General features: G+C 63.7%; 22 protein-coding genes. 16 read left to right on the forward strand and 6 right to left on the reverse strand.

Annotated elements, in window-relative coordinates; translation table 11 throughout:
• Positions 1-3: 3 nt before the first annotated feature.
• The 4 genes from FKB36_RS00515 to cgi121 all read left to right on the forward strand — a co-directional run bounded on the left by FKB36_RS00515 (position 4) and on the right by cgi121 (position 4,089).
• Positions 4-780, forward strand: coding sequence for a serine protein kinase RIO (locus tag FKB36_RS00515; protein ID WP_261596072.1), 777 nt, complete (start codon positions 4-6; stop codon positions 778-780).
• Positions 781-803: 23 nt separating this feature from the next.
• Positions 804-1,346, forward strand: a complete 543-nt coding sequence (locus FKB36_RS00520; protein WP_261596073.1) for a KH domain-containing protein — start codon at positions 804-806, stop codon at positions 1,344-1,346.
• Between the two features lie 76 nt (positions 1,347-1,422).
• Positions 1,423-3,561: an ATP-dependent DNA helicase gene (locus FKB36_RS00525; RefSeq protein ID WP_261596074.1), complete on the forward strand. Its 2,139-nt coding sequence runs from the start codon at positions 1,423-1,425 to the stop codon at positions 3,559-3,561.
• Between the two features lie 6 nt (positions 3,562-3,567).
• Complete coding sequence (gene cgi121, locus FKB36_RS00530) at positions 3,568-4,089, forward strand: KEOPS complex subunit Cgi121 (RefSeq protein WP_261596075.1); 522 nt, start codon at positions 3,568-3,570, stop codon at positions 4,087-4,089.
• A 116-nt stretch (positions 4,090-4,205) separates the two neighbouring features.
• Here cgi121 and FKB36_RS00535 read toward each other — a convergent pair whose 3' ends face one another.
• Positions 4,206-4,703 carry a MogA/MoaB family molybdenum cofactor biosynthesis protein gene (locus tag FKB36_RS00535; RefSeq protein WP_261596076.1) on the reverse strand — a complete coding sequence of 166 codons (498 nt, stop codon included), beginning with the start codon at positions 4,701-4,703 and terminating at the stop codon, positions 4,206-4,208.
• A gap of 1,059 nt (positions 4,704-5,762) precedes the next feature.
• On the opposite strand from FKB36_RS00535, the gene FKB36_RS00540 reads away from it, so the two are divergent.
• The 9 genes from FKB36_RS00540 (at position 5,763) to pdxT (ending at position 13,451) form a co-directional block, all read left to right on the forward strand.
• A complete protein-coding gene (locus tag FKB36_RS00540) occupies positions 5,763-7,046 on the forward strand; it encodes an ORC1-type DNA replication protein (RefSeq protein WP_261596077.1) in 1,284 nt (427 codons plus the stop codon).
• A 4-nt stretch (positions 7,047-7,050) separates the two neighbouring features.
• Positions 7,051-7,542 (forward strand): Lrp/AsnC family transcriptional regulator, encoded by a 492-nt coding sequence (locus FKB36_RS00545; RefSeq protein ID WP_261596078.1) that lies wholly within the window; start codon positions 7,051-7,053, stop codon positions 7,540-7,542.
• A 10-nt stretch (positions 7,543-7,552) separates the two neighbouring features.
• A complete protein-coding gene (locus tag FKB36_RS00550; RefSeq protein WP_261596079.1) occupies positions 7,553-8,713 on the forward strand; it encodes an aminotransferase class I/II-fold pyridoxal phosphate-dependent enzyme in 1,161 nt (386 codons plus the stop codon).
• A gap of 643 nt (positions 8,714-9,356) precedes the next feature.
• A complete protein-coding gene (locus FKB36_RS00555) occupies positions 9,357-10,367 on the forward strand; it encodes an adenylosuccinate synthetase (RefSeq protein ID WP_261596080.1) in 1,011 nt (336 codons plus the stop codon).
• Positions 10,364-10,549, forward strand: coding sequence for a methytransferase partner Trm112 (locus FKB36_RS00560; protein ID WP_261596081.1), 186 nt, complete (start codon positions 10,364-10,366; stop codon positions 10,547-10,549). The genes FKB36_RS00555 and FKB36_RS00560 overlap by 4 nt, the downstream gene beginning before the upstream one ends.
• Before the next feature lie 8 nt (positions 10,550-10,557).
• Positions 10,558-11,082: a DUF7524 family protein gene (locus FKB36_RS00565; RefSeq protein ID WP_261596082.1), complete on the forward strand. Its 525-nt coding sequence runs from the start codon at positions 10,558-10,560 to the stop codon at positions 11,080-11,082.
• Positions 11,061-11,981: an adenosylcobinamide-phosphate synthase CbiB gene (gene cbiB, locus FKB36_RS00570; protein WP_261596083.1), complete on the forward strand. Its 921-nt coding sequence runs from the start codon at positions 11,061-11,063 to the stop codon at positions 11,979-11,981. Before FKB36_RS00565 ends, cbiB begins: the two co-directional genes overlap by 22 nt.
• 5 nt (positions 11,982-11,986) lie before the next feature.
• A complete protein-coding gene (gene pdxS / locus FKB36_RS00575) occupies positions 11,987-12,883 on the forward strand; it encodes a pyridoxal 5'-phosphate synthase lyase subunit PdxS (RefSeq protein ID WP_261596084.1) in 897 nt (298 codons plus the stop codon).
• The gene (gene pdxT, locus FKB36_RS00580; protein WP_261596085.1) at positions 12,873-13,451 is read left to right on the forward strand and encodes a pyridoxal 5'-phosphate synthase glutaminase subunit PdxT; all 579 of its coding nucleotides are present in this window, start codon (positions 12,873-12,875) and stop codon (positions 13,449-13,451) included. The genes pdxS and pdxT overlap by 11 nt, the downstream gene beginning before the upstream one ends.
• An 11-nt stretch (positions 13,452-13,462) precedes the next feature.
• Here the strand turns inward: pdxT and FKB36_RS00585 are convergent, their stop codons facing one another.
• The 4 genes from FKB36_RS00585 to FKB36_RS00600 form a co-directional block, all read right to left on the reverse strand.
• Entirely contained in the window at positions 13,463-13,945 is a 483-nt protein-coding gene (locus FKB36_RS00585; RefSeq protein WP_261596086.1) for an arsenate reductase ArsC, read from the reverse strand.
• The gene (gene arsB / locus FKB36_RS00590; protein WP_315901811.1) at positions 13,942-15,027 is read right to left on the reverse strand and encodes an ACR3 family arsenite efflux transporter; all 1,086 of its coding nucleotides are present in this window, start codon (positions 15,025-15,027) and stop codon (positions 13,942-13,944) included. The genes FKB36_RS00585 and arsB overlap by 4 nt, the downstream gene beginning before the upstream one ends.
• Positions 15,028-15,180: 153 nt before the next feature.
• Positions 15,181-17,880 (reverse strand): heavy metal translocating P-type ATPase, encoded by a 2,700-nt coding sequence (locus FKB36_RS00595; RefSeq protein ID WP_261596087.1) that lies wholly within the window; start codon positions 17,878-17,880, stop codon positions 15,181-15,183.
• A gap of 120 nt (positions 17,881-18,000) precedes the next feature.
• Positions 18,001-18,306, reverse strand: coding sequence for an ArsR/SmtB family transcription factor (locus FKB36_RS00600; RefSeq protein WP_261596088.1), 306 nt, complete (start codon positions 18,304-18,306; stop codon positions 18,001-18,003).
• Positions 18,307-18,550: 244 nt separating this feature from the next.
• On the opposite strand from FKB36_RS00600, the gene FKB36_RS00605 reads away from it, so the two are divergent.
• Positions 18,551-18,955: a DUF2703 domain-containing protein gene (locus tag FKB36_RS00605; protein ID WP_261596089.1), complete on the forward strand. Its 405-nt coding sequence runs from the start codon at positions 18,551-18,553 to the stop codon at positions 18,953-18,955.
• Between the two features lie 4 nt (positions 18,956-18,959).
• Complete coding sequence (locus FKB36_RS00610) at positions 18,960-19,331, forward strand: putative zinc-binding protein (RefSeq protein WP_261596090.1); 372 nt, start codon at positions 18,960-18,962, stop codon at positions 19,329-19,331.
• Here FKB36_RS00610 and FKB36_RS00615 read toward each other — a convergent pair.
• Entirely contained in the window at positions 19,313-20,002 is a 690-nt protein-coding gene (locus tag FKB36_RS00615) for a nucleoside-triphosphatase (protein WP_261596091.1), read from the reverse strand. The genes FKB36_RS00610 and FKB36_RS00615 overlap by 19 nt on opposite strands.
• Positions 20,003-20,270: 268 nt before the next feature.
• On the opposite strand from FKB36_RS00615, the gene FKB36_RS00620 reads away from it, so the two are divergent.
• A complete protein-coding gene (locus tag FKB36_RS00620; RefSeq protein WP_261596092.1) occupies positions 20,271-20,756 on the forward strand; it encodes a peptidylprolyl isomerase in 486 nt (161 codons plus the stop codon).
• Positions 20,757-20,759 lie beyond the last annotated feature (3 nt).

Here is a 20,759-nt window from a genome sequence, read left to right on the forward strand (position 1 = left end):
GCCGTGGGCCGCGAAGAAGAGCACGAGCGGTTCGACCGCGAGATCGAGGCGATGGGCGTCAGGGTAAAGGACGCCAACACCGTGAAGGTACGGGACGACGTCTTTGACGAAGTCACCCTGATGGCCCTCTACAAGCTGGTCCACAAGAAGCTGATATCGGTCATCGGCGGGCCAATAAGCACCGGAAAGGAGGCGAACGTCTTCTACGGGGAGCGCGACGGGCAGGGGATCGCGATCAAGATCTACCGGGTCCAGACTGCGAACTTCAAGGCGATGAACGAGTACCTGGCGGGAGACCGCCGGTTCTCGAGCGTCCGGGGGACGCGCAAAGCCCTCGTCTTCGCCTGGACGAAGAAGGAGTACAGCAACCTCGCCCGGGCGCACGAAGCGGGGATTCCGGTCCCCGAACCGCTCGCGTTCGACCGGAACATCCTCCTGATGCAGTTCCTCGGGCGAGACGAGATACCCTACCCCCAGCTCAGGAACGCCGACGTCGAGGACTACGCAGCGGTATACCGCGAGATCCTCGGTTACGTGGAGCGGCTCTACCGGGAGGCGCGCCTGGTTCACGCCGACCTCTCCGAATACAATATCCTCTACCACGAGAAACCATACCTTATCGATATGGGCCAGGCGGTCACCCTGGATCACCCGCGGGCGTCTGCGTTTCTGGTCCGGGATATCAAGAATCTCAATCGATACTTCTCCCGCTACTGCGACGTAGCCGATGAGGAGGAGATCATCAGGACGCTCATCGGCGCCGGCCGCCGGGAGCCCTGAACACCGGAAGAAAGGGTGCAACCATGACCAGACAGGAGATGAAAGTTTCAGCAGCGAGGATCGGTGTGCTCATCGGGAAGAGCGGGTCCACGAAACGCGAGATCGAAGAGAAGACCGGGATATCCCTCCTTATCGACAGCGAGGAAGGGATGGTGACGATCGAGGGGGAGGACCCCATCGCCGTCATGACGGCGACAAACGTCGTCTCCGCGATCAACCGGGGGTTCTCGCCGGAGCGTGCGTTCCGGCTCCTCGAAGACGAAGATATGATGCTCGACATCCTCGACCTCGCCGACCTCTCGGGGACGACCGGGCAGCTCGAGCGGCTCCGGGGCCGGATCATCGGGAAGGCGGGGACGTCCCGCGCCCAGATCGAGGATATGACCGCGACAGAGATCTCGGTCCACGGCAAGACCGTCGCGATCATCGGTCTCCCCGACCAGGTCGAGACCGCGAGGAAAGCCATCGAGATGCTGATCCAGGGCGTACCCCACGAGAACGTCTACGGCTTCCTCGACCGGAAGAAGAAGGAAGCCAAGCAGGCGATGCTGGAGTACTACTCGTGATGCGGCAGGGCCGGACCGACCCTGCCCATGGCGATACGGGAGATATGCAGTTTGCAGTGGAAATGAAGGGGTACAGATGGAGATAGCCGACCTCCCCCTTCCGCCGGATCTCGCGGCCGGCTACGCTCGCCGCGGGATCACGGAACTCTACCCGCCGCAGGCCGCCTGCGTCGAAGCGGGTCTTTTTTCGGGAAAGAACCTCCTCGTCGCCATCCCCACGGCAAGCGGCAAGACCCTGGTCGCCGAGATGGCGATGCACCACCAGGTGGAGAGGGGCGGGAAGTGCCTCTACATCGTCCCCCTGCGGGCGCTCGCGAGCGAGAAGTTCGAGGAGTTCTCGGGGAAAGGCCTCCGGGTCGGGATCGCCACCGGCGACTTCGATCGAAGGGACGAGTACCTGGGAAGAAACGACATCATCGTTGCGACGAGCGAGAAGGTGGACTCGCTCCTGCGGAACCGAACACCGTGGCTCGCGGAGATCACCCTGCTCGTCGTCGATGAGGTCCACCTCATCGACGACCCATCGCGGGGAGCGACGCTCGAGATGGTGATCGCAAAACTCCGCCACAAGAACCCCGGGATGCAGATCATCGCCCTCTCGGCGACCATCGGGAACCCACGGGATCTCGCCGGGTGGCTCGACGCCGGACTCGTCGAGAGCGAATGGCGGCCGGTCGATCTCCGGGAAGGAGTCTTCCTCGAGGACGGCATCCGGTTTGCCGACAGCATCCGGGAGGTCGAACGCAAGAGCAAGTACGAGGACCTGGACCTCGTCCTCGATACGGTCGCCGAGGGCGGCCAGTGCCTGGTCTTCGTCAGCTCGAGGAGGAACGCCGAGGCGTTCGCGAAACGCGCGGCATCCGGTCTGAAAGTCGCAAACCCGGTCCTCGCCGGCTATGCCGAGAAGATACGGTCGGGCGCCTCGACCGATATGGGGAGGATCCTCGCCGCCTGCGTCGCGCAGGGGGCGGCGTTCCACCACGCCGGTCTCTCGCGGGAGGAGCGGGGAATCGTCGAGGCGGGGTTCCGTGAGGGGCAGATCAAGGTCATCTCCTCCACCCCGACGCTCGCGGCGGGGTTGAACCTCCCCGCCCGGCGGGTGATCGTCCGCGACTACCTCCGGTTCAGCGCCGGGGAGGGGATGCTTCCGATCCCGGTCCGGGAGTACCGGCAGATGGCGGGCCGCGCCGGGCGGCCGCGCCTCGACCCCTATGGCGAGGCCGTCCTGATCGCGAAGTCCGAGGAGATGGTCGACGAGCTCTTCGATTACTACATCGAGGCGGAGGCAGAAGACGTCCGGAGCCGGTGCGCAGACGAGGCGGTCCTCTGTACCCACATCCTCTCGCTCATCGCGACCGGTTTCACCCGCGAGACGGGCGAGGTCCTCAGGTTCATGGACGGAACGTTCTACGCCTACCAGGGCGAGAGCCCGCGGGCGCTCTCGCGGGCAATCGACCGGGTGCTCGAGTTCCTGCGGGAAGCGGAGATGATCACCGAGGTGGGGGAGTGGCTCGAGCCGACGGAGTACGGGTCGCTCGTCTCCCGGCTCTACATCGACCCCCGGAGCGCCGAGGTGATCGTGAAGGCGATGACCGGCAGGAAGGACTACACCGATATCGGTTTCCTGCATCTCCTCTGCACGACGCCGGATATGCCGACGCTCTTTGTGCGCAAGAACGATATGTATGCCCTCGACCGGTTCCTCGCCGATCACCGGGACGAACTCTGGATGGAGATCCCCTGGGATGCAGGCGAGGAGTTCGACCGGAGCCTCAAGACCGCGCTCCTCCTCGGCGACTGGGCGGATGAGATCGGGGAGGATGTGATCTGCGAACGCTACAGCGCCGGGCCGGGCGACGTCTACGGGATGGTGGAGAGCGTGGCCTGGCTGGTTCACGCGTCCCGGCACCTCGCCCGCCTCTTCGCCCCGCACCTCGCGGACCCCATCGAGGAGATGGAACTCCGGACGAAGCACGGTATCAAGAAGGAACTCCTGCCGCTCATCAAACTCCGCGGCATCGGGCGCGTCCGGGCACGCCGGCTCTTCAACAACGGTATCGATTCGGTCGAGGCGCTCCGGGAGGCGGGACCCGAGAAGGTCGGGAAGATCCTCGGGCAGGGGATCGCTGCCCAGATCTTCGAGCAGCTCGAGGGAAGACGGGAGGAGATCGCGGAGAGCGGCGAGGAGCAGTCGACCCTCTCCCGGTTCGGGTGAATGGATATGACGAAAGGTGAGTTACCCTGCGAGATCTACCGGGCGCGCTTCACGGTCGATGACAACGCCGCATTCCTCCGGGAGATCCGAACGATCGCCGACGAGCTCGAGACCCACATCATCCTCTTCGACGCCGACCGCCTGGCCGGACGGGATCACGTCGAGGCGGCGATCCGGCACGCCCGGCGGTCCTGGGCAGGCGGCGATCCGATCGCGAACTCGCTTGAGATGGAGGCGCTCCTCTACGCCGCGGGGACCCGGCAGTGTCAGGTGGCCTCGTCGTTCGGGATTCACCCGGGCGAAAACCGTTCGTATCTCGTCGTCTGCCCGCCGGTTCCCGGTGTGCGGGACCGTCTTGCCGGTCTCGTCCGGTTCGTCGAAGAGGACTGGGAGGAGATCGGTCCCGCGAAGCGGGAGCTTCTTGCGGAACTCTTCGCGATCACCCCCGAGGAGGTCGCCGTGGTCGGGGAGGAGCGGTTCGGCGAACTGGTCGTCGAGCGGGTGGCGCTCCTCGACGTCTACCGCTGACCCGGCACTTCATTAAAACGGGTAAGGTAAACTTCAAGAGGTCAACTCATCGACTTCCCTTCGCGTGCTTCGCGGCTTCGCGTGAGGTGGCTATGCTTCCCCGGTGAAACGGCGCACTACCGCTGACCGGCCGAAGCGTGGGTCAGGATGTGCCGGATCTCGGGGATGATGATCTCGTTCGCGGCGAGGGTGACCGCCTTCGTCGAGCCCGGGATGCAGAAGACTGCCCGGCCGCCGACGACCCCGGCGATCGCCCGCGAGAGGATCGCGGCCGCCCCGATCTCATCGTAACTTTTGAGGCGGAAGAGTTCCCCGAACCCGTCGATCGTCTTCTCAAGGAGCGGCGCGACGGCTTCGATCGTCACGTCGTCCGGCGTGAGCCCGGTGCCCCCGGTGACGATGACACAGCTCGCACGTGTAAGTGCCGCGTGGACTTCGGAGCGGATCCGCTCCCGGTCGTCGGGAACGATCGCATAGTGGGTCACCTCGATATCTGCGGCCGCTAGGAGGTCGATGAGCGTCTTCCCGCTTATGTCGGTCTCGGGCTTCCGGGTCGATGAGACGGTGATGACGGCACCGGTCACGGTGAGCGGTTTACGATGGTTGCTGTCCATAGGATCTTCCAGTAACCCTGTACCGTGTATATTACTTCATTCTATCCCCTCTGCGGAGGCGATCGATCCCCGACCCCTTTGTTTCGTGTGGAGAAATGGAGGGCACTGCGAGGCAGGGGCAGGGAAGGGCGGAGAAGTGAGAAACACGAATACAGGATTTATGATGAGGAAACACGGTGATAAGGAAAAATTGACGAGATCACTCTCTCGGAGCCGGTTGGACGGGATGAGTTGGGATGGGCATGAACAGGAGAAAACCAGGTGGACCGGGCCGGGATAGCACGAGATGGGAGGAGGGGGAGAGAACGGAGAGGAGAAGGAAGGAGATAGAACAGGATAGCAGTAGAACGATTGAGATGGAGTGAGACAGGGCAGGAATTGATGGGATCTGAGAAGGAACGAGATAGAACAGGGCAGCAGAACGATCGAGATAGAGTGAGACAGGACAGGGATTGAAGAGATCTGGAAAGAGATAAGATAGAACGGAGGCTGGAGAGATTCTTTAACTTCTCGTGCTCCCTGATCTCCAGATACTTATACCCTGTATCTTCCTGCGCTCTTTTGCTTCCTGATACTCATTTCCGTATGATCTTTCTCTGCTGCTTATTTCCTTCTCAGGCTTCTCATTTCAGGCTATTCCTGTTAAAGAACCCTGATATCACTTGGTTTCTTGTTCCTCCTGGTTTTATCGTTTTATTTTCCTCTTCGTTCCTTTTACCACCTCTGTATTCTGTTTTATCCTTGATTTTTCCGTTTTATTTTCCTTGTTATTATTCGGTAAACTTTTATATCTTTAATTTCAGAGGTACACATGACCATTGTCATCAGTTTTTGAAGAACGATACACCAGGTGTATCGTCATCAGGGTTCCACACGAAACAAAGGGGTCCCGGTGATCCCATCCAACGTTCCCTCGATCTGACCGGTTCATCGAGATCTCCCTATCATCGAACCTCCAGAGTTCCACTGGAAACGAAGGGGTTATCAGTCCCTACAGCGATCATATTAAGAGACCTCGATGCGAAATTTTCGTGTCCTGCTAACCTTCCCGGTGACATCATGTCGGACGATAAAACCAATCCAATGGGACTATTCAAGAAATACCTTACCAATAGGCGTATATTCAAGAACAGGGAAGTGCTGCGCCACAGCTATCGTCCTCAGATTCTTCCTCACCGGAAACCGCAGATCGACGAGCTCGCTTCCATCCTTGCGCCCGCCCTCACGAACGAGACTCCGTCAAACATCCTCATCTACGGCAAGACCGGGACCGGGAAGACGGCCTCGGCACGGTATGTGGGAACGGAGCTTGAGAACGCGAGTGTCCTCGCCGGGACAAAGTGCCGAATCGTCCACCTCAACTGCGAGGTGATCGATACTCAGTACCGGGTTCTCGCCCAGATCGCGAACGGTCTCGACGACGCCGACGACCACCCGAGCGACAGCCCCCGGACAGTCATCCCGATGACCGGGTGGCCGACCGACCAGGTCTACATGGAGCTCAAGAACCAGCTCGAGAGCAGCGGCGGGGTGATGGTCATCATCCTCGACGAGATCGACAAACTCGTCAAGAAGAGCGGCGATGACACCCTCTACAACCTCACCCGGATCAACTCCGACCTCAAGTTCGCGAAAGTGAGCATCATCGGGATCTCGAACGACCTCCGGTTCACTGACTTCCTTGACCCCCGGGTCCTCTCCTCGCTCTCTGAAGAGGAGATCGTCTTCCCCCCCTATAACGCCCCGCAACTCTGCGATATCCTCCAGCAGAGGGCCGAGATGGCGTTTGTCGAGGGGGCGCTCGCCGAGGCGGTCATCCCGCTCTGTGCGGCGCTTGCGGCACAGGAGCACGGCGATGCCCGACGAGCGCTCGATCTCCTCCGGGTCTCAGGCGAGCTTGCAGACCGCGAGAACGCCGCGGGCGTGACCGAAAAGCACGTCAGAATGGCTCAGGAGAAGATCGAGACCGACAGCATGGTGGAGTGCATCTCTACCCTCCCGACCCAGAGCAAGGCGGTCCTCTACGCGATGCTGATCCTGGAGCAGATGGGCAAACGGATCTTCACGAGCGGCGAGGTCACGGTGGTCTATCGGGAGATCGCCCGGATCATCGACCTCGACGTCCTGACACACCGCCGGATAACGGACCTCATCTCCGAACTCAACATGCTCGGCGTCATCAACACCCGGGTCGTCTCGCGGGGCCGCTACGGCCGGACGAAGGAGATGTGGTTCGATGCAACGACCAGCAAGATCGAGGAGGTCGTCACGCGCGACCCGAGGCTCGACGATCAGAGACTCAAGAACCTCGACACCAATCGCTTAAAAGCAATGTTCAGGTGAAACTATGGACGAGAAGGACCGCATCCTCCTCCACCTCCTGGAGGAGAATTGCCGCACCCCGGAAGAAGAGCTCGCGGTGCTGGCCGAGATGAGTGAACAGGATGTACACGACCGGATCGGCCGGCTGGAGAAGGCCGGCGTCGTCCGCCGTTACGGGGCGGTCGTTGATTGGGAGCGGGCCGGCGACGGCAACGTCGCTGCGGTGATCGAGCTGAAGGTCTCGCCCGAGCGGGACTTCGGCTACGACCGGATAGCAGAGCGGATCACCCGGTTTCCCCAGGTCCGGTCGCTCCGGTTGATGACCGGGGCCTACGATCTCCAGCTCCTGGTCACCGGACCGAGCATGCACGAGATCGCCCGGTTCGTCGCCGAGCAGATCGCCCCGATGGACCGGATCCGTGAGACGGCGACGCATATCATCATGAAGACCTACAAGGAGAACGGCACCACCTTCGCCGAACGCGAAGAGGTTGAGCGTCTCCCCTACTCGTTCTGAGGTGAGGCGCTTGAGAGATTTCATCTCGGCCCGGGCCCGTGCGATACCCCCTTCGGGTATCCGGAAGTTCTTCGACATCGCCCAGACGATGGAAGACGTCATATCCCTGGGCGTCGGCGAACCGGACTTCGTGACCCCCTGGTGCGTCTGCGAGGCGTCCATCTACTCGATCGAGCAGGGATCGACCGCCTACACATCGAACAAGGGGACGCCCCAGCTCCGGGACGCCATCAGCCGCTACCTCGATACCCGCTTTGCCACGCACTACGATCCCGAAGCGGAGATGATCGTCACCTGCGGCGTCTCTGAGGCGGCCGATATCGCCATCCGGGCGGTCACCGATCCCGGCGACGAGATCCTGGTCGCGGAGCCCTGCTACGTCTCCTACTCCCCCTGCGTCTCCCTTGCCGGAGGAACCCCGGTGCCCGTCCTCTGCCGGGCAAAGGACGAGTTCCGGCTGACACCCGACGCGCTCGCGGAGTCGATCACCCCTAAGACGAAGGCCCTGATCGCAAACTTCCCGAACAACCCCACCGGCGGGGTGATGGAGGAGAGGGACTGGCGCGGCATCGCCGATCTCCTGGTCGACCATGACCTCCTCCTCATCAGCGACGAGGTCTACGCCGAGCTCACCTACGACGGCGGCCACTTCTCGCCGGCACGACTCCCGGAGCTCCGGGACCGGACGATCACCCTGAACGGGTTCTCGAAGGCCTTTGCGATGACCGGGTGGCGGATCGGATACCTCTGCGCCCCGCCCGGGATCACCGCGGCGGCGTTGAAGATTCACCAGTACGTCGCGCTCTGCGCCCCTGTCATGGGGCAGGTCGCGGCGTATGAAGCACTCCGGAACGGAGGGGCCGAGAAGGACGCGATGGTCCGGGAGTACCGTCTCCGGCGCAACCTCTTCGTCGACGGGCTGAACAAACTTGGTCTTGCCTGCCACCTTCCGAAGGGCGCGTTCTACGCCTTCCCGTCGGTGGAGTCCACCGGCCTGACCGATGTCGAGTTCGCGGAGGGGCTTTTACGCGAGCAGCACGTCGCGGTCGTCCCCGGGAGCGCTCTCGGCCCCTCCGGCGCCGGGCACGTCCGGTGCGCCTACGCCGTCTCGCGGGACGATCTCAAGGAGGCCCTCTCCCGTATGGGAGCCTTTCTGGAATCGTTAAAATAAAAATGCCTCCATAAATATCTTCAAATGAAAATCGCAACTCTTTTATGAGAGATCCGGGAACAGGCAACCGGCATTCTGATGTCCGACAGAGGAATGACGGATAGAGAACCCCTTTATTTCCACTGGAGATGTGGATTTATTCGGGGATTTTGGCAGGTCGGGATCGCGCTATGCTTGTATCGGCCATACGTGCTCTATACTCGAAACTCCGGGCATATCTTTGGGCGCAGAGCCGCACCCCGGTGAAATGATCTGTGTACATATCGGCATCCCGGCCGGAGGAAAAACTCGACGTCTCCGGCCGGAGGAAAAACTCGACGTCTCCGGCCGGAGATGCTCTCGGGGCGAAAATTCCACTGGAAATGAAGGGGTCAAGAACCCAGCGGTGATCGTCTCCGGGGCGATCGGCACAACCCGGGGTTGCCGTACGATGACTGTTGCCGCGGGATATGCGGGATATGCGCAAATATCGGGGTGCGGCGCCCCGTGCCTGCCCCGCATCCCCTCTCCGGGGCGCGGAACGGTGGAGCGGTGGATGCGGGGGCTACTGAAACCCGGTCGCCTTTAAACGGGACGGTCATTTTCCCGGTACCGCATTGTAACGTTTATCAGCATGTATCGCTCCATCCTACTTGATAGAACAATGAGTTGTACTATTATCGTCGGCGGGTTCTTTGGTGACGAGGGGAAAGGAAAGATCGTAGCCCACATCGCTCACCAGGACAGACCATCCATCATCTCCCGGGGCGGGGTCGGCCCGAACGCAGGACATACCGTCCGTATCGGGGAGAAGGAGTACGGAGTCCGGATGGTTCCCTCAGGGTTCGTCTACCCGGAAGCGAGCCTCATGATCGGGAGCGGCGTACTCGTCGATCCTCGTGTCTTCCTGCAGGAGGTCGAACAGGTCGGCGTCCGGGACAGGATCTTCGTTGACGGCCGGTGCGGCGTCATCGAGGAGGATCACATCGCGCGGGACAAGGGGAGCGACCATCTCAGCAAGAAGATCGGGAGCACCGGCACCGGATGCGGCCCGGCAAACTCCGACCGGGTCCTCCGGACGTCCCGGCAGGCGAAAGATGTCCCGGAACTCGCGGATTTCATCACCGACGTGGCCGAGGACGTCAACTGCGCTCTCGACGACAACGAGGTCGTCCTCCTCGAGGGGACCCAGGGCTTCGGGATCTCGCTCTACTTCGGGACCTACCCGTTCGTGACGAGCAAGGATACCTCCGCCTCGCAGATCGCCGCAGACAACGGCGTCGGCCCGACCCGGATCGACGACGTCATCGTCGTCTTCAAGGCCTATCCGACCCGGGTCGGCGAAGGGCCCTTCTCCACCGAGATGACGATGGAGCGGTCGCATGAGCTCGGGATCGAAGAGTTCGGCACTGTCACCCATCGCCAGCGCCGCATCGGCACCTGGGATGGGAAGATGGCGCGCTACTCGGCGATGATCAACGGGTGCACCCAGGCGGCGATCACCGGCATCGACCGGGTCGACCCGGCCTGTTTCGGCGCGACGGAGTACGGGCAGCTGACGAAGACGGCACGGGACTTCATCGCACAGGCCGAAAGGGACATCGGCAAACCCGTCACCCTGATCTCGACGGGCCCCGAGATGTCCCAGATCATCGATCTCCGGAGCGAACTATGAGAAAGAGCCTGATGGAGATACTCTGCTGTCCGGTCTGCAAGGGCGACCTCGAACTGATCGTGGTCGAAGAGAGCGGTGAGGAGGTGCTGGAAGGCACCCTCCGGTGCGCGGCGTGCCGCGTCGACTACCCTGTCAGCGAGGGCATCCCGAACCTCCTCCCAGAGACCGCCTGTGAGGACTGATCGCGCCGATGACGGAGATCTTTCTCAACCGCCGGGGAATCAACTCCATCGAGGTTCCGGACGAGGTTGAGGTAGAGCCGGGGAGCGACCTCCTCCTCCGGATCGTCAACCTCGGATCGCCGCTGCATATCACCCTCGCCTCCCAGAACTCCTCGGCCTTCACCGGTTTCTTCCACGAGAACCTCTACGTAAACGGGCCCGAGGAGTTTATCATCCCCATCCGGGAGAACGTCTACCCCGGCACCTTCACCGTGGAGGTCATCGCCGGATATGGCGCCCGGAAGGCGGAGTTCCTGGTCGTTGTCAGGGAGCCGCCGGCCCCGGAGTGCGAGTGCGCCGAGGGCCCGGCAGCCCCCGCCCCCACGCCGAGGTCGCTACGGTGGGGTGCGTTCATCCCGGCCCTTCTCCTCATCGCCGCCGCCCTGGTTCTCTACGGGCTATGGCTGGCCTACCGGGTGGATCTCTTGAACGCGGCTGCGTTCGCGGCGCTCCTCCTCGGGGTCATCCTCGCATGGTTGCGGCAGCGGTCGTAGTCGCCGCGTCGCTGCTGGTGGACCGGCTGGTCGGCGACCCGCAGTCACGGTATCATCCGGTGGCGCTCCTCGGCCGCTTCATCGGGTGGTGGGGCGTCCCGGCACGGTATCCGGCCGGTCTTCAGCGGATCGCCGGGGTCGCCGGAGCCGTTCTGACCGTCGCGCTCTTTGCCGCACCGTTCGCTCTCGTTGAGTTCGCCGCACCGTGGTACCTCTACCTCCTCCTCGCGCCCTTCCTCCTCAAGGCCTGTCTCGCCTGGCGAGCGCTCGAGGAGCATACCGCCGCGGTGGTGCGGGCGCTCGATGACGGCGGGATCGATGCGGGCCGGTCGGCGGCCGGGATGATGGTGAGCCGGGATACGGCGCACCTTGACCCCGAGCACGTCCTCTCGGCGGCCTACGAGTCGATGACCGAGAACCTGGTCGACAGCATCATCTCCCCGCTCTTCTACTTCGGGCTCTTCGGGCTTGTGGGCGCCGCAGCCTTCCGGGCAATCAACACCATGGATGCGATGCTCGGCTACCGCGACGAACGCGCCCGGATCGGGTGGCTTGCAGCCCGCGCCGACGACGTCGCAAACTTCATCCCGGCGCGGCTGACCGGCCTTGTCCTCCTCGCCTACTTTGCGGCGAAGGGCCGGTTCGCCCCGGCCCGGGCGGCACTCCGGCGCGATGCGAAGAGGCGCCCCGGGTTCAACGGCGGGATACCGATGGCCGTCATCGCCGGCGGCGTCGGGATCCGGCTCGAAAAACCCGGCGTCTACACGATCGGAGACCCGGAACGGACGCTTGCGGAGGGGGGCGCCGATATCGTCCGGGCGGTTCGGGCGGCGACGGTCATCTTCGCCCTCACCGAGATCGCCGCACTATTTTTATTGGTCTCCATGAGCTATACATAGAAGTAATGAAACTCGAGGAACTGAGATTTGGCACCGAGCTGATCAAGCGCGGCTTTGCGTCGATGCAGAAGGGGGGCGTCATCATGGACGTGGTCAACGCAGAGCAGGCGAAGCTTGCCGAAGAGGCCGGTGCTGTCGCCGTCATGGCGCTTGAGAGAGTCCCTGCCGATATCAGAGCGGCAGGGGGCGTGGCCCGCATGGCCGACCCGCAGAAGATCGTCGAGATCATCGATGCAGTCTCGATCCCGGTGATGGGGAAGGCCCGGATCGGCCATTTCGTCGAGGCGCAGATCCTGGAAGCCCTCGGCGTGGATATGGTCGACGAGAGCGAGGTGCTGACCCCGGCCGACGAGCAGTTCCATATCGATAAGGCGCAGTTCTCCGTGCCGTTCGTCTGCGGCGCCCGGAACCTCGGGGAGGCGCTGCGCCGGATCGACGAGGGTGCGGCGATGATCCGGACGAAGGGCGAGGCAGGGACCGGGAACGTCGTCGAGGCGGTCCGCCACATGCGGGCGATCATGGGCGGGATCCGGGCGCTCACCGGCCTCTCCAGCCAGGAGCTCGTCGACTGCGCCCGGGATATCGAGGCGCCGGCAGCACTCGTCATCGAGTGCGCAGAGCGCGGCCGCCTTCCCGTGGTGAACTTCTCCGCGGGCGGGATCGCGACCCCCGCCGACGCGGCCCTGATGATGCAGCTCGGGGCGGACGGCGTCTTCGTCGGGTCGGGCATCTTCAAGTCCGCGAACCCCGAGGCGACCGCCCGGGCAATCGTCGAGGCGGTGAACCACTACGACGACCCGAAGGTCATCGCAGAGGTGAGCAAGGGTCTCGGCGCGGCGATGAAGGGCCTCGACGTCCACCTGCTCCGGGAAGACGAGGTGTTGCAGACCCGTGGGCGTTAAGGTCGGTGTTCTCGCGCTCCAGGGCGATGTCGCCGAGCATATTACGGCGTTCCGTGAGGCACTGACAGACCGGCCGGGCTCGTCGGTCGTCCCGGTCCGGCGCGTGGCGGACCTCGGGGACCTCGACGCGCTCGCGATACCGGGCGGCGAGTCCACCACCATTTCCCGCCTGATCGAGAAGAACGGGCTTTACGAGCCTATCGCGGGGTTCGAGGGCGGAATCTTCGCCACCTGCGCGGGGATGGTCCTCCTCGCGGACAGGGTAGACGACCCGCGGGTGCGGCCGCTCTCTCTCATCCCGATGCATGTGGCGCGGAACGCCTTCGGCCGGCAGGTCGACTCCCGCGAGGCAATGCTCGACGTCGCGGGCCTCGCCGAACCCTTCCGGGCGGTCTTCATCCGGGCCCCGGCGGCGACGGAGGTCGGCCCCGGTGTCGAGGTGCTCGCCCGCATACCGGAAGGGATTGTTGCCGTCCGGCACGGCCGGAAAATGGCGTTCGCCTTCCACCCGGAGCTCGGCGGGGATCTCCGCCTGCACCGGATGTTCTTAGAAAACCTCAGGGTATAGGCCCCCGGGGTTCACCCTTCTTTTCGACTTCCGGGTCGTATACAGTCTGTTGCGTCCGGACCGGGATGGATATCGTCAAACGATCCCGCCCCGCCGAAGGCGGCATCGATCCAGGCCGCGATATCATCCCGCACCACCCGGAAGACGGTCAGCCGTTCCTCCTCGGTCCCGGTCGCGGCGGAAGGGTCGGGGAAACTTGCGTGGACCGTCGATTTTGCCCCGGGGAAGATCGGGCAGGCGATCTTTGCCGCGTCACATACCGTGACCACGACGTCCATCTCCTCCCCGATGAATCTGCCGAGGTCCCTGGACCGCTGCCCGGAGATCTCGATCCCGAGCTCGGCCATCACGCGGACGGCGAGCGGATGGACCTCCGTCGCGACCGTGCCGGCGCTGAATGCCTCATACCGGCCGCCGTACCGCGCCCGCAGATACCCCTCGGCCATCTGTGAGCGGGCCGCGTTGTGCGTACAGATGAAGAGGACGCGGTTCACACGACCCCCTGGTCGACGGCGCACTGTGCGGCCGGCTCATTCGCGTACCACCGCTTCTTGAGCCAGAGCGCGACGTTGACGAGCCCGATCAGGATCGGCACCTCGATGAGCGGGCCGATCACGGTGGCGAACGCGACCTGCGAGCCGATGCCGAAGACCGCAACAGCGACGGCGATGGCGAGTTCGAAGTTGTTCGACGCTGCTGTGAAGGCCAGGGTCGCCGAACGCGGGTAGTCGACGTTGAGCCGGTGGCTCATCCAGAACGCGACGAAGAACATCACTAGGAAGTAGATCAGGAGCGGGATCGCGACCCTGACGACGTCGAGCGGGACCTGGATGATGTTCGCCCCCTGGGTCGAGAACATCACGATGATCGTGAAGAGCAGGGCGACGAGGGTCAGGGGCGAGATCCGCGGGATGAACCGGGTCTCATACCACTCCTTCGATCGTACCCGAAGCAGGATAAAGCGGGTCAGAAACCCGGCGATGAACGGGATGCCGAGGTAGATGAAGACCGAGGTCGCGATCTCGGCGATCGTGATGCTGATCGCGGTGCCGGTCCCGATCCCGAGGAGCGGCGGCAGAACCGTGATGAAAATGTACGCGTAGATCGAGTAGAAGAAGACCTGGAAGACGGAGTTTAAGCCCACCACCGCGGCACAGTAGTCGCAGCTCCCGCCGGCGAGGTCGTTCCAGACGATCACCATCGCAATACAGCGCGCGATCCCGATCAAAATCAGGCCGTACATCAACTCCGGCCGGTCGGCGAGGAAGAGGACCGCGAGAGCGAACATCAGCACGGGCCCGACGATCCAGTTCTGGAAGAGCGATACGCCCAGCACCTTCCGGTCGCGGAAGACGTTGCCGAGTTCCTCGTACCGGACCTTCGCGAGCGGGGGGTACATCATCACGATCAGGCCAATCGCGATCGGGATCGAGGTCGTGCCGACCGCAAAGCCGGTGATCGCCTGCGGGACCGAGGGGAAGAAGTACCCAATCCCGATCCCGATCGCCATCGCGAGGAAGATCCAGAGAGTCAGGTAGCGATCAAGGAATGAGAGCCGTTTCATAGTTTCAGCCATGGTCGTTCTCCGTGGTGTCCGGGGGTGTGTCGGTCCCCGGTGCCGGTGAGCGTCAGTCCACCGGTTGGTATGGCCGCAAGCAGGATCAGGCAGCCACCAATCATCGTCTTTTGTTGCATCACGTCACCTCGAACTCGGTCTGTGTAACTGCAATCAGCGCCGGTTCACAGGGACCGCGGTCACGCCCGCCTTCTTCACCGCCGTCACGATATCGTCGACCGAGACAGCGGCCGGGTCGTAGGTGACCTTCAGCTGGTTCGTGATCCCATTCAGGGTGAAAGCGGTCACCCCCTTCAGGGCCTTCACCCGTCTCTCGACCATCTGCCCCTCACAGGCGCAACCGAGCCCTTCGAGCCGGAACGTCGCGGTCGCAGGACCGGACGATCCGGATCCGTTGCCGGGGATGGGGATTGGAGGCGGCACCTCGTCGGCAGGCTCTCCGCAACAACAGCAACCTTCTGTCTCGACGAGGGTTGGGGTCGGCAGATCCCGGTCAATCGACGTATCACCGCAGCAACATCCGGCCCCCGCGGGGGCTGTCGCCGTTGATGCCGCACCAACGTCCTCCGCACCGGAACAGCACGAACCTGTCGCCCCGGCGGCGACGGAGATCTGCGGCTCTCCGCACGAACAGCAACCGGCTCCGGCCGTTGAAGGAACGGGTAGCACATCGCCCGCAGGTGCGGCACAGGAACAGCAGCCGACAGCCGCCGTCGTCTGCGCTGCAGTCGGAATGGCAGGAGCCTTTATCTGGGCAGCAGCGGGGCTCTCAGGTTCGGCGCCGCTCCGCCACGTCAGCAGACGCAGGGCGTTCAAGATCACGAAGACCGCGCTCCCCTCGTTCAGGAGCAGGCCCGTGACCAGCCCGAGGTAGCCGAGCAGGGCCGCGACGACCATGAACGCGACGTTGATCAGCGAGACGGCGATGTTCTGCCGGATCACGGTGACCGTCCGGTGCGAGAGTTCGCGCACATACGCGAGTTTCCCGAGGTCGTCGGACATCAGCACCACGTCGCCGGTCTCGATCGCGATGTCCGTGCCTGCCGCGCCCATCGCGATGCCGACGTCCGCGGCGGCCATGGCCGGTGCGTCGTTGATGCCGTCGCCGACCATGGCCACCGCACCATACTGCTCTTTCAACTGCCGCACCGCGTCGACCTTATCCGTCGGCAGGAGCTGCGCCCGGTATTCGTCCACACCGACACGCTGTGCAATGACCCGGGCACTCCGTTCGTTGTCCCCGGTCAGCATCACGGTCCGGACACCGGCGCGTCTTAGCCGCTGCAAGGCCTCGACAGCGCCGGGCCGCACTTCGTCGGCGATCGCGACCAGGCCGGCGAGCGTCCCGTCGCGGCTCACGAGGACCACGGTCCGGCCTTCACCCTCGTTCCGGGCAATCGTCTCCTCTGCGTGACCGATGTCGATGCCCTGTTCGAGCATGGCGCGGGGGCTGCCGATGCGGCATGCCCGGCCGTCCACCGTCGCCGCGACCCCGCGCCCGGCCGTCTCCTCGAACTGAACGGCCGGTCGACCCGAGAACGTCCCGCTTTCGCGGGCCTTCCTCACAATTGCGGCCGCGAGGGGGTGACCCGACCGCGACTCGATGCAGCCGGCGAGGTCGAGCAGTTCATCCCCGGTGAGATCGTCAAAGGTCACGACATCCGTGACCGCGGGCCGTCCGATGGTCAGGGTCCCGGTCTTGTCGAACGCGATCGCCTTCACCGTCTCGATGGTCTCAAGGTAGGTGCCGCCCTTGAAGACGGTTCCCTGCTTCGCAGCGTTCGCCATTGCGCCCACCACCGCGACGGGCACGGAGAGCGCAAGGCCGCAGGAGCACGAGACCACGAAGACGACGAGCCCGCGGTAGATGAACGGGTACCACTCGGCACCGAAGAAGAGCGGCGGCACGGTGGCGACCAGCACGCCGAGGACGAACATGGCCGGTGTGTACCACTTGCCGAAGGAGTCCGAGAACCGCTGGTATGACGTCCGCTTCGCCTGCGCCTCCTCGACCGAGAGGATGATCCGGGAGAGCATCGTCTCGGACGCCGGTTTCGTGACCCGGACCTCGAGTGACCCGTTCTGGTTGATCGTCCCGGCGAAAACGTCCTCGCCGGGGCCGCGGTGCACGGGAACCGGTTCTCCCGTGACCGCTGCCTGGTCGACATACGACGACCCCGCGACGACCGTGCCGTCGACCGGCACCCGCTCGCCCGGTCGGACGATCACGACTTCGCCGACGCCGATCGTCTCGACCGCACAGATGGTCTCGCGGCCGTTGCGCCGGACCAGCGCCTCCTTCGGCACGAGCGCCATGAGCGACCGGATCGCACCCCGGGCTTTATCCACGGCGTAGGACTCGAGGACGTCGCCAAGGGAGTAAACGATGATCAGGACCGCGGCCTCCCCCCAGAGGCCGAGCGCCATCGCGCCGACCGAGCCGATCAGCATGAGCAGGTGGATCGTCGGCGTCAGGTTCTTGAGCGCGATCAGGGCCTTTCGTGCCGGATAGTAGACGCCGATGAGCACGGCGAGCAGGTAGAGCCCGTTCACGATGGTGAGCGACGTCCCGAAGTATCCCGCGACGAAGGCGATCACTGCGGTGAGGAAGCTCCCGTAGAGGGCGAGCTGTTGCGGCTCGCGCCACCAGGTGCTCTCCCGTCCCCCGCTCCGCACCTGCGAGGCGGTCATCCCCGTCTCAGCGACGGTGCGGATGATCTCCTGGACACTGATAACCGTGGGATCGTAACTGATCCGGGCCTGGCCGGTGACCGGCGTGATCTCGTGGCCCCGGACGCCGGCGAGGGCATCCAGTTTTCGGGCGAGGAGGTCGGCGTTGCAGGTGCAGTCCATCCCCTGAATCTGCAGGGTAACCGTGTCGGTATCAGATGTTGGTGGAGGAGTGCTCATTTCGCTCCCTTCCCCCGGCGCGCAAACCCCGAACAGGAGATCGCTTCTTTGAATGCTATCACGCTATCGTTCGTCACGGTCACCCCCGCTACAGGAAATGGGTATTTCAATACTCTGAATGTCGAGGATCTTCAGGATCTGAACCGCCTGATCCGATCGGATCCTGTACCAGATGTTTACGCCGTCCCTCCGCGACTCCAGGATCCCGGCCTCTTCCAGGATCCTGAGGTGCTGCGAGACCGTCGGCTGCGCCTTTCCAACGGCCGGCACGAGGGTACATGCACATCGCTCGCCATCCATCAGGCACTGGACGATCTTTACTCGTGTCTCATCGGCGAGAGCTTTCAGCAGTTTTATCCTCCCTTGCACACTCGCATATTGGTATATTCGAATATATGAATATGATCGCGCTGATCGGGATCCGGCGTCTCCTGAGTCGGGCCCGATCGGAGACGGGTGTGGGCCGCCGGTACTGAGGAAAACGTCCGCACTGAAGACGTCTGTAGAAGATAATCACATGCGGTGCAGAACGTCGTCCTCCGGCTCCGGAACCGGTGGTACGGCGGGGAGGCGACAGTGACTTGTCCCGCTACCACCAACGGAGGAGTACACCATGAAGAAGGAACTCGTCATCGAATGGAAGCACATCGGAAACGAGATCGAGAAGACCGCAGAAGAGTTTGAGGAGACCGGAATGACGCTTTCGGCCGTTCTCGCGGAGATCCGGATGCTCCTCGAGATGGAGGGGGTCAGCGTCCGGGTGGACGAGACCGTCCTCCCCGATGATGCCCCCGCAGGATCGGAGAGTCTCCTCTTCAACGGCATCCCGGTCGAGGAACTCCTCGAAGGGGTCGAGGTGACCGCCACGTCCTGCTCCTGCGCATCCTGTGGATCCTGCGAGACCTGCGGGGAGGAGGAGGCGGAGTGCCGGACGCTCCGCTACAACGGCGAGGAGTACGAGGCGATCCCGCCGGAACTGATCGGACGGGCAGCCGCAAAAGCGCTTGAGATGGAGTGAGGCCGTGACGGAACCCGTCATCCTCGTCACCTGCTCCGGCCTCTCGAACACCGGGAAGCTGACCGGTCAGGCGGGGATGGTGGCCCGGCAGCGGTGCCCCGGATCCGTCGAGGCCTGTATCCCGGCACACCGCCTGCCGGCGTCGCTTTCCGGCCGAATCGTCGCACTGGACGGCTGCGAGGACGCCTGTGCGCTCAAAAAACTCCGGGAGAACAGGGTCGAGCCGGACCTGCACGTCGTCGCGACCGAATGCGGGGTCGTCAAGAACGGTATGGCGGAGCCCCGGTTCGCCGAGATCGAGCGGCTCGCGGGCGCGGTAATCGAGGCGATCCGGAGCGGGCAGCAGCCCGGGGTGCATCACCCTTCCGGGCCGTAGCGCCGCCGGAGGATTGCCGGGGCACCCGGGGAACCCCCGGCGGCCGCATCCGCACAGAGCGCCGGAGCAGCGATGCGATCCCCGGGAAGCGAAGGTGTCGGAACTGCGGAGAACGTCTGCGCCTCGCGCCACTCCCAGACGGCATCCATCACGGCTTCCGCCGTCTCCATGACGCTCGCGGTCCCGACGTCCACCACGACGGGATTCTGGATATTCCAGCGCTCGACGACGGTATGGAGGAGCCGGCGTCTGACCGTCCAGATCATCGGGGGGTGCGGGTGCGCGGTCAATCGGTCGAGCTGCTCTGCCCAGACCCCGCCCTGGAGTTCGAACCTCCCCACCTCGTCGACGACCATCAGATCGGTCTCGCGGGGGTCCGGCGGTGCGAGCGCCCTGCGGCCGAAGAGAAGCCCCTCGGGGCGGAAATAGAACCGGCCGTGGGCCTCGCACCGCGGGTCGGGGTCGATCGAGGAGAGTTCCTCGTGCTCGCCGGTAGCGAGGTCGACGAGGGTGAACCCCGACCTCCGCCCGTCCCGCAGATAGCCGGGAGAGATCACGCCCCTGACCCGTACGTTCAGCCCGACGGTGAGCCCGATGACCAGGTGCAGGAACGTCGTCTTGCACTGGCCCTGCCCGCCGGTGATGATGAAGACCGGCGCCCGGCGGCTCATCGGGGGAGTCCTCCGGCGAGATGACGGGTGATCGGTGGCAGGTTCGCTCCGCGGTACATGGTATAACGTACGCACGGCCGACTAATAATAGTTTACTTGTATTGACTGTTTAGGTGATCTTATTGACGCGGTGCGGATCCGGGCTGCCGGAGGCTCGGGGGGTCCGGCGCCCCGGTCTCCCGAAAGAACGGACGGTCGCCCGGCGCGTATGCCGGGCGCCAGGCACTAATAAGTAATACCGGCAGACAATACCTTACGGAGATTTCGTATGGCAGAGACAAAAGTCGTGCTCCACACGACCATGGGCGATATCACGATCCGGCTCTACGACGACATGCCGGTGACCGCGGGGAACTTTGCGAAACTGGCTAAATCAGGGTTCTACGACGGGACGATCTTCCACCGGGTCATTCCCCGGTTCATGATCCAGGGCGGCGACCCCACCGGTACCGGGACGGGCGGACCGGGCTATACCATCACTGACGAGTTCGTGAAGGGCCATTCGAACCGCCGGGGCACCATCGCGATGGCGAACACCGGCCGCCCGAACAGCGGCGGCAGCCAGTTCTTCATCAACCTGGTGGACAACACCTACCTCGACTGGGACAACCCCCAGACGCCGAGCGCCCACCCGGTCTTTGGGGAGGTGGTGGAGGGGCTGGACGTCGTCGACAAGATAGGAAAGGTGGCGACGAACTCCGCCGACAAGCCGAAGGTCCCCGTCCGGATCGAGAAGGCCGAAGTCCGGGAGTAACCC

Origin of the sequence: Methanoculleus formosensis (assembly GCF_025384765.1) — an archaeon.
In the GTDB taxonomy this organism is placed as follows: domain Archaea; phylum Halobacteriota; class Methanomicrobia; order Methanomicrobiales; family Methanoculleaceae; genus Methanoculleus; species Methanoculleus formosensis.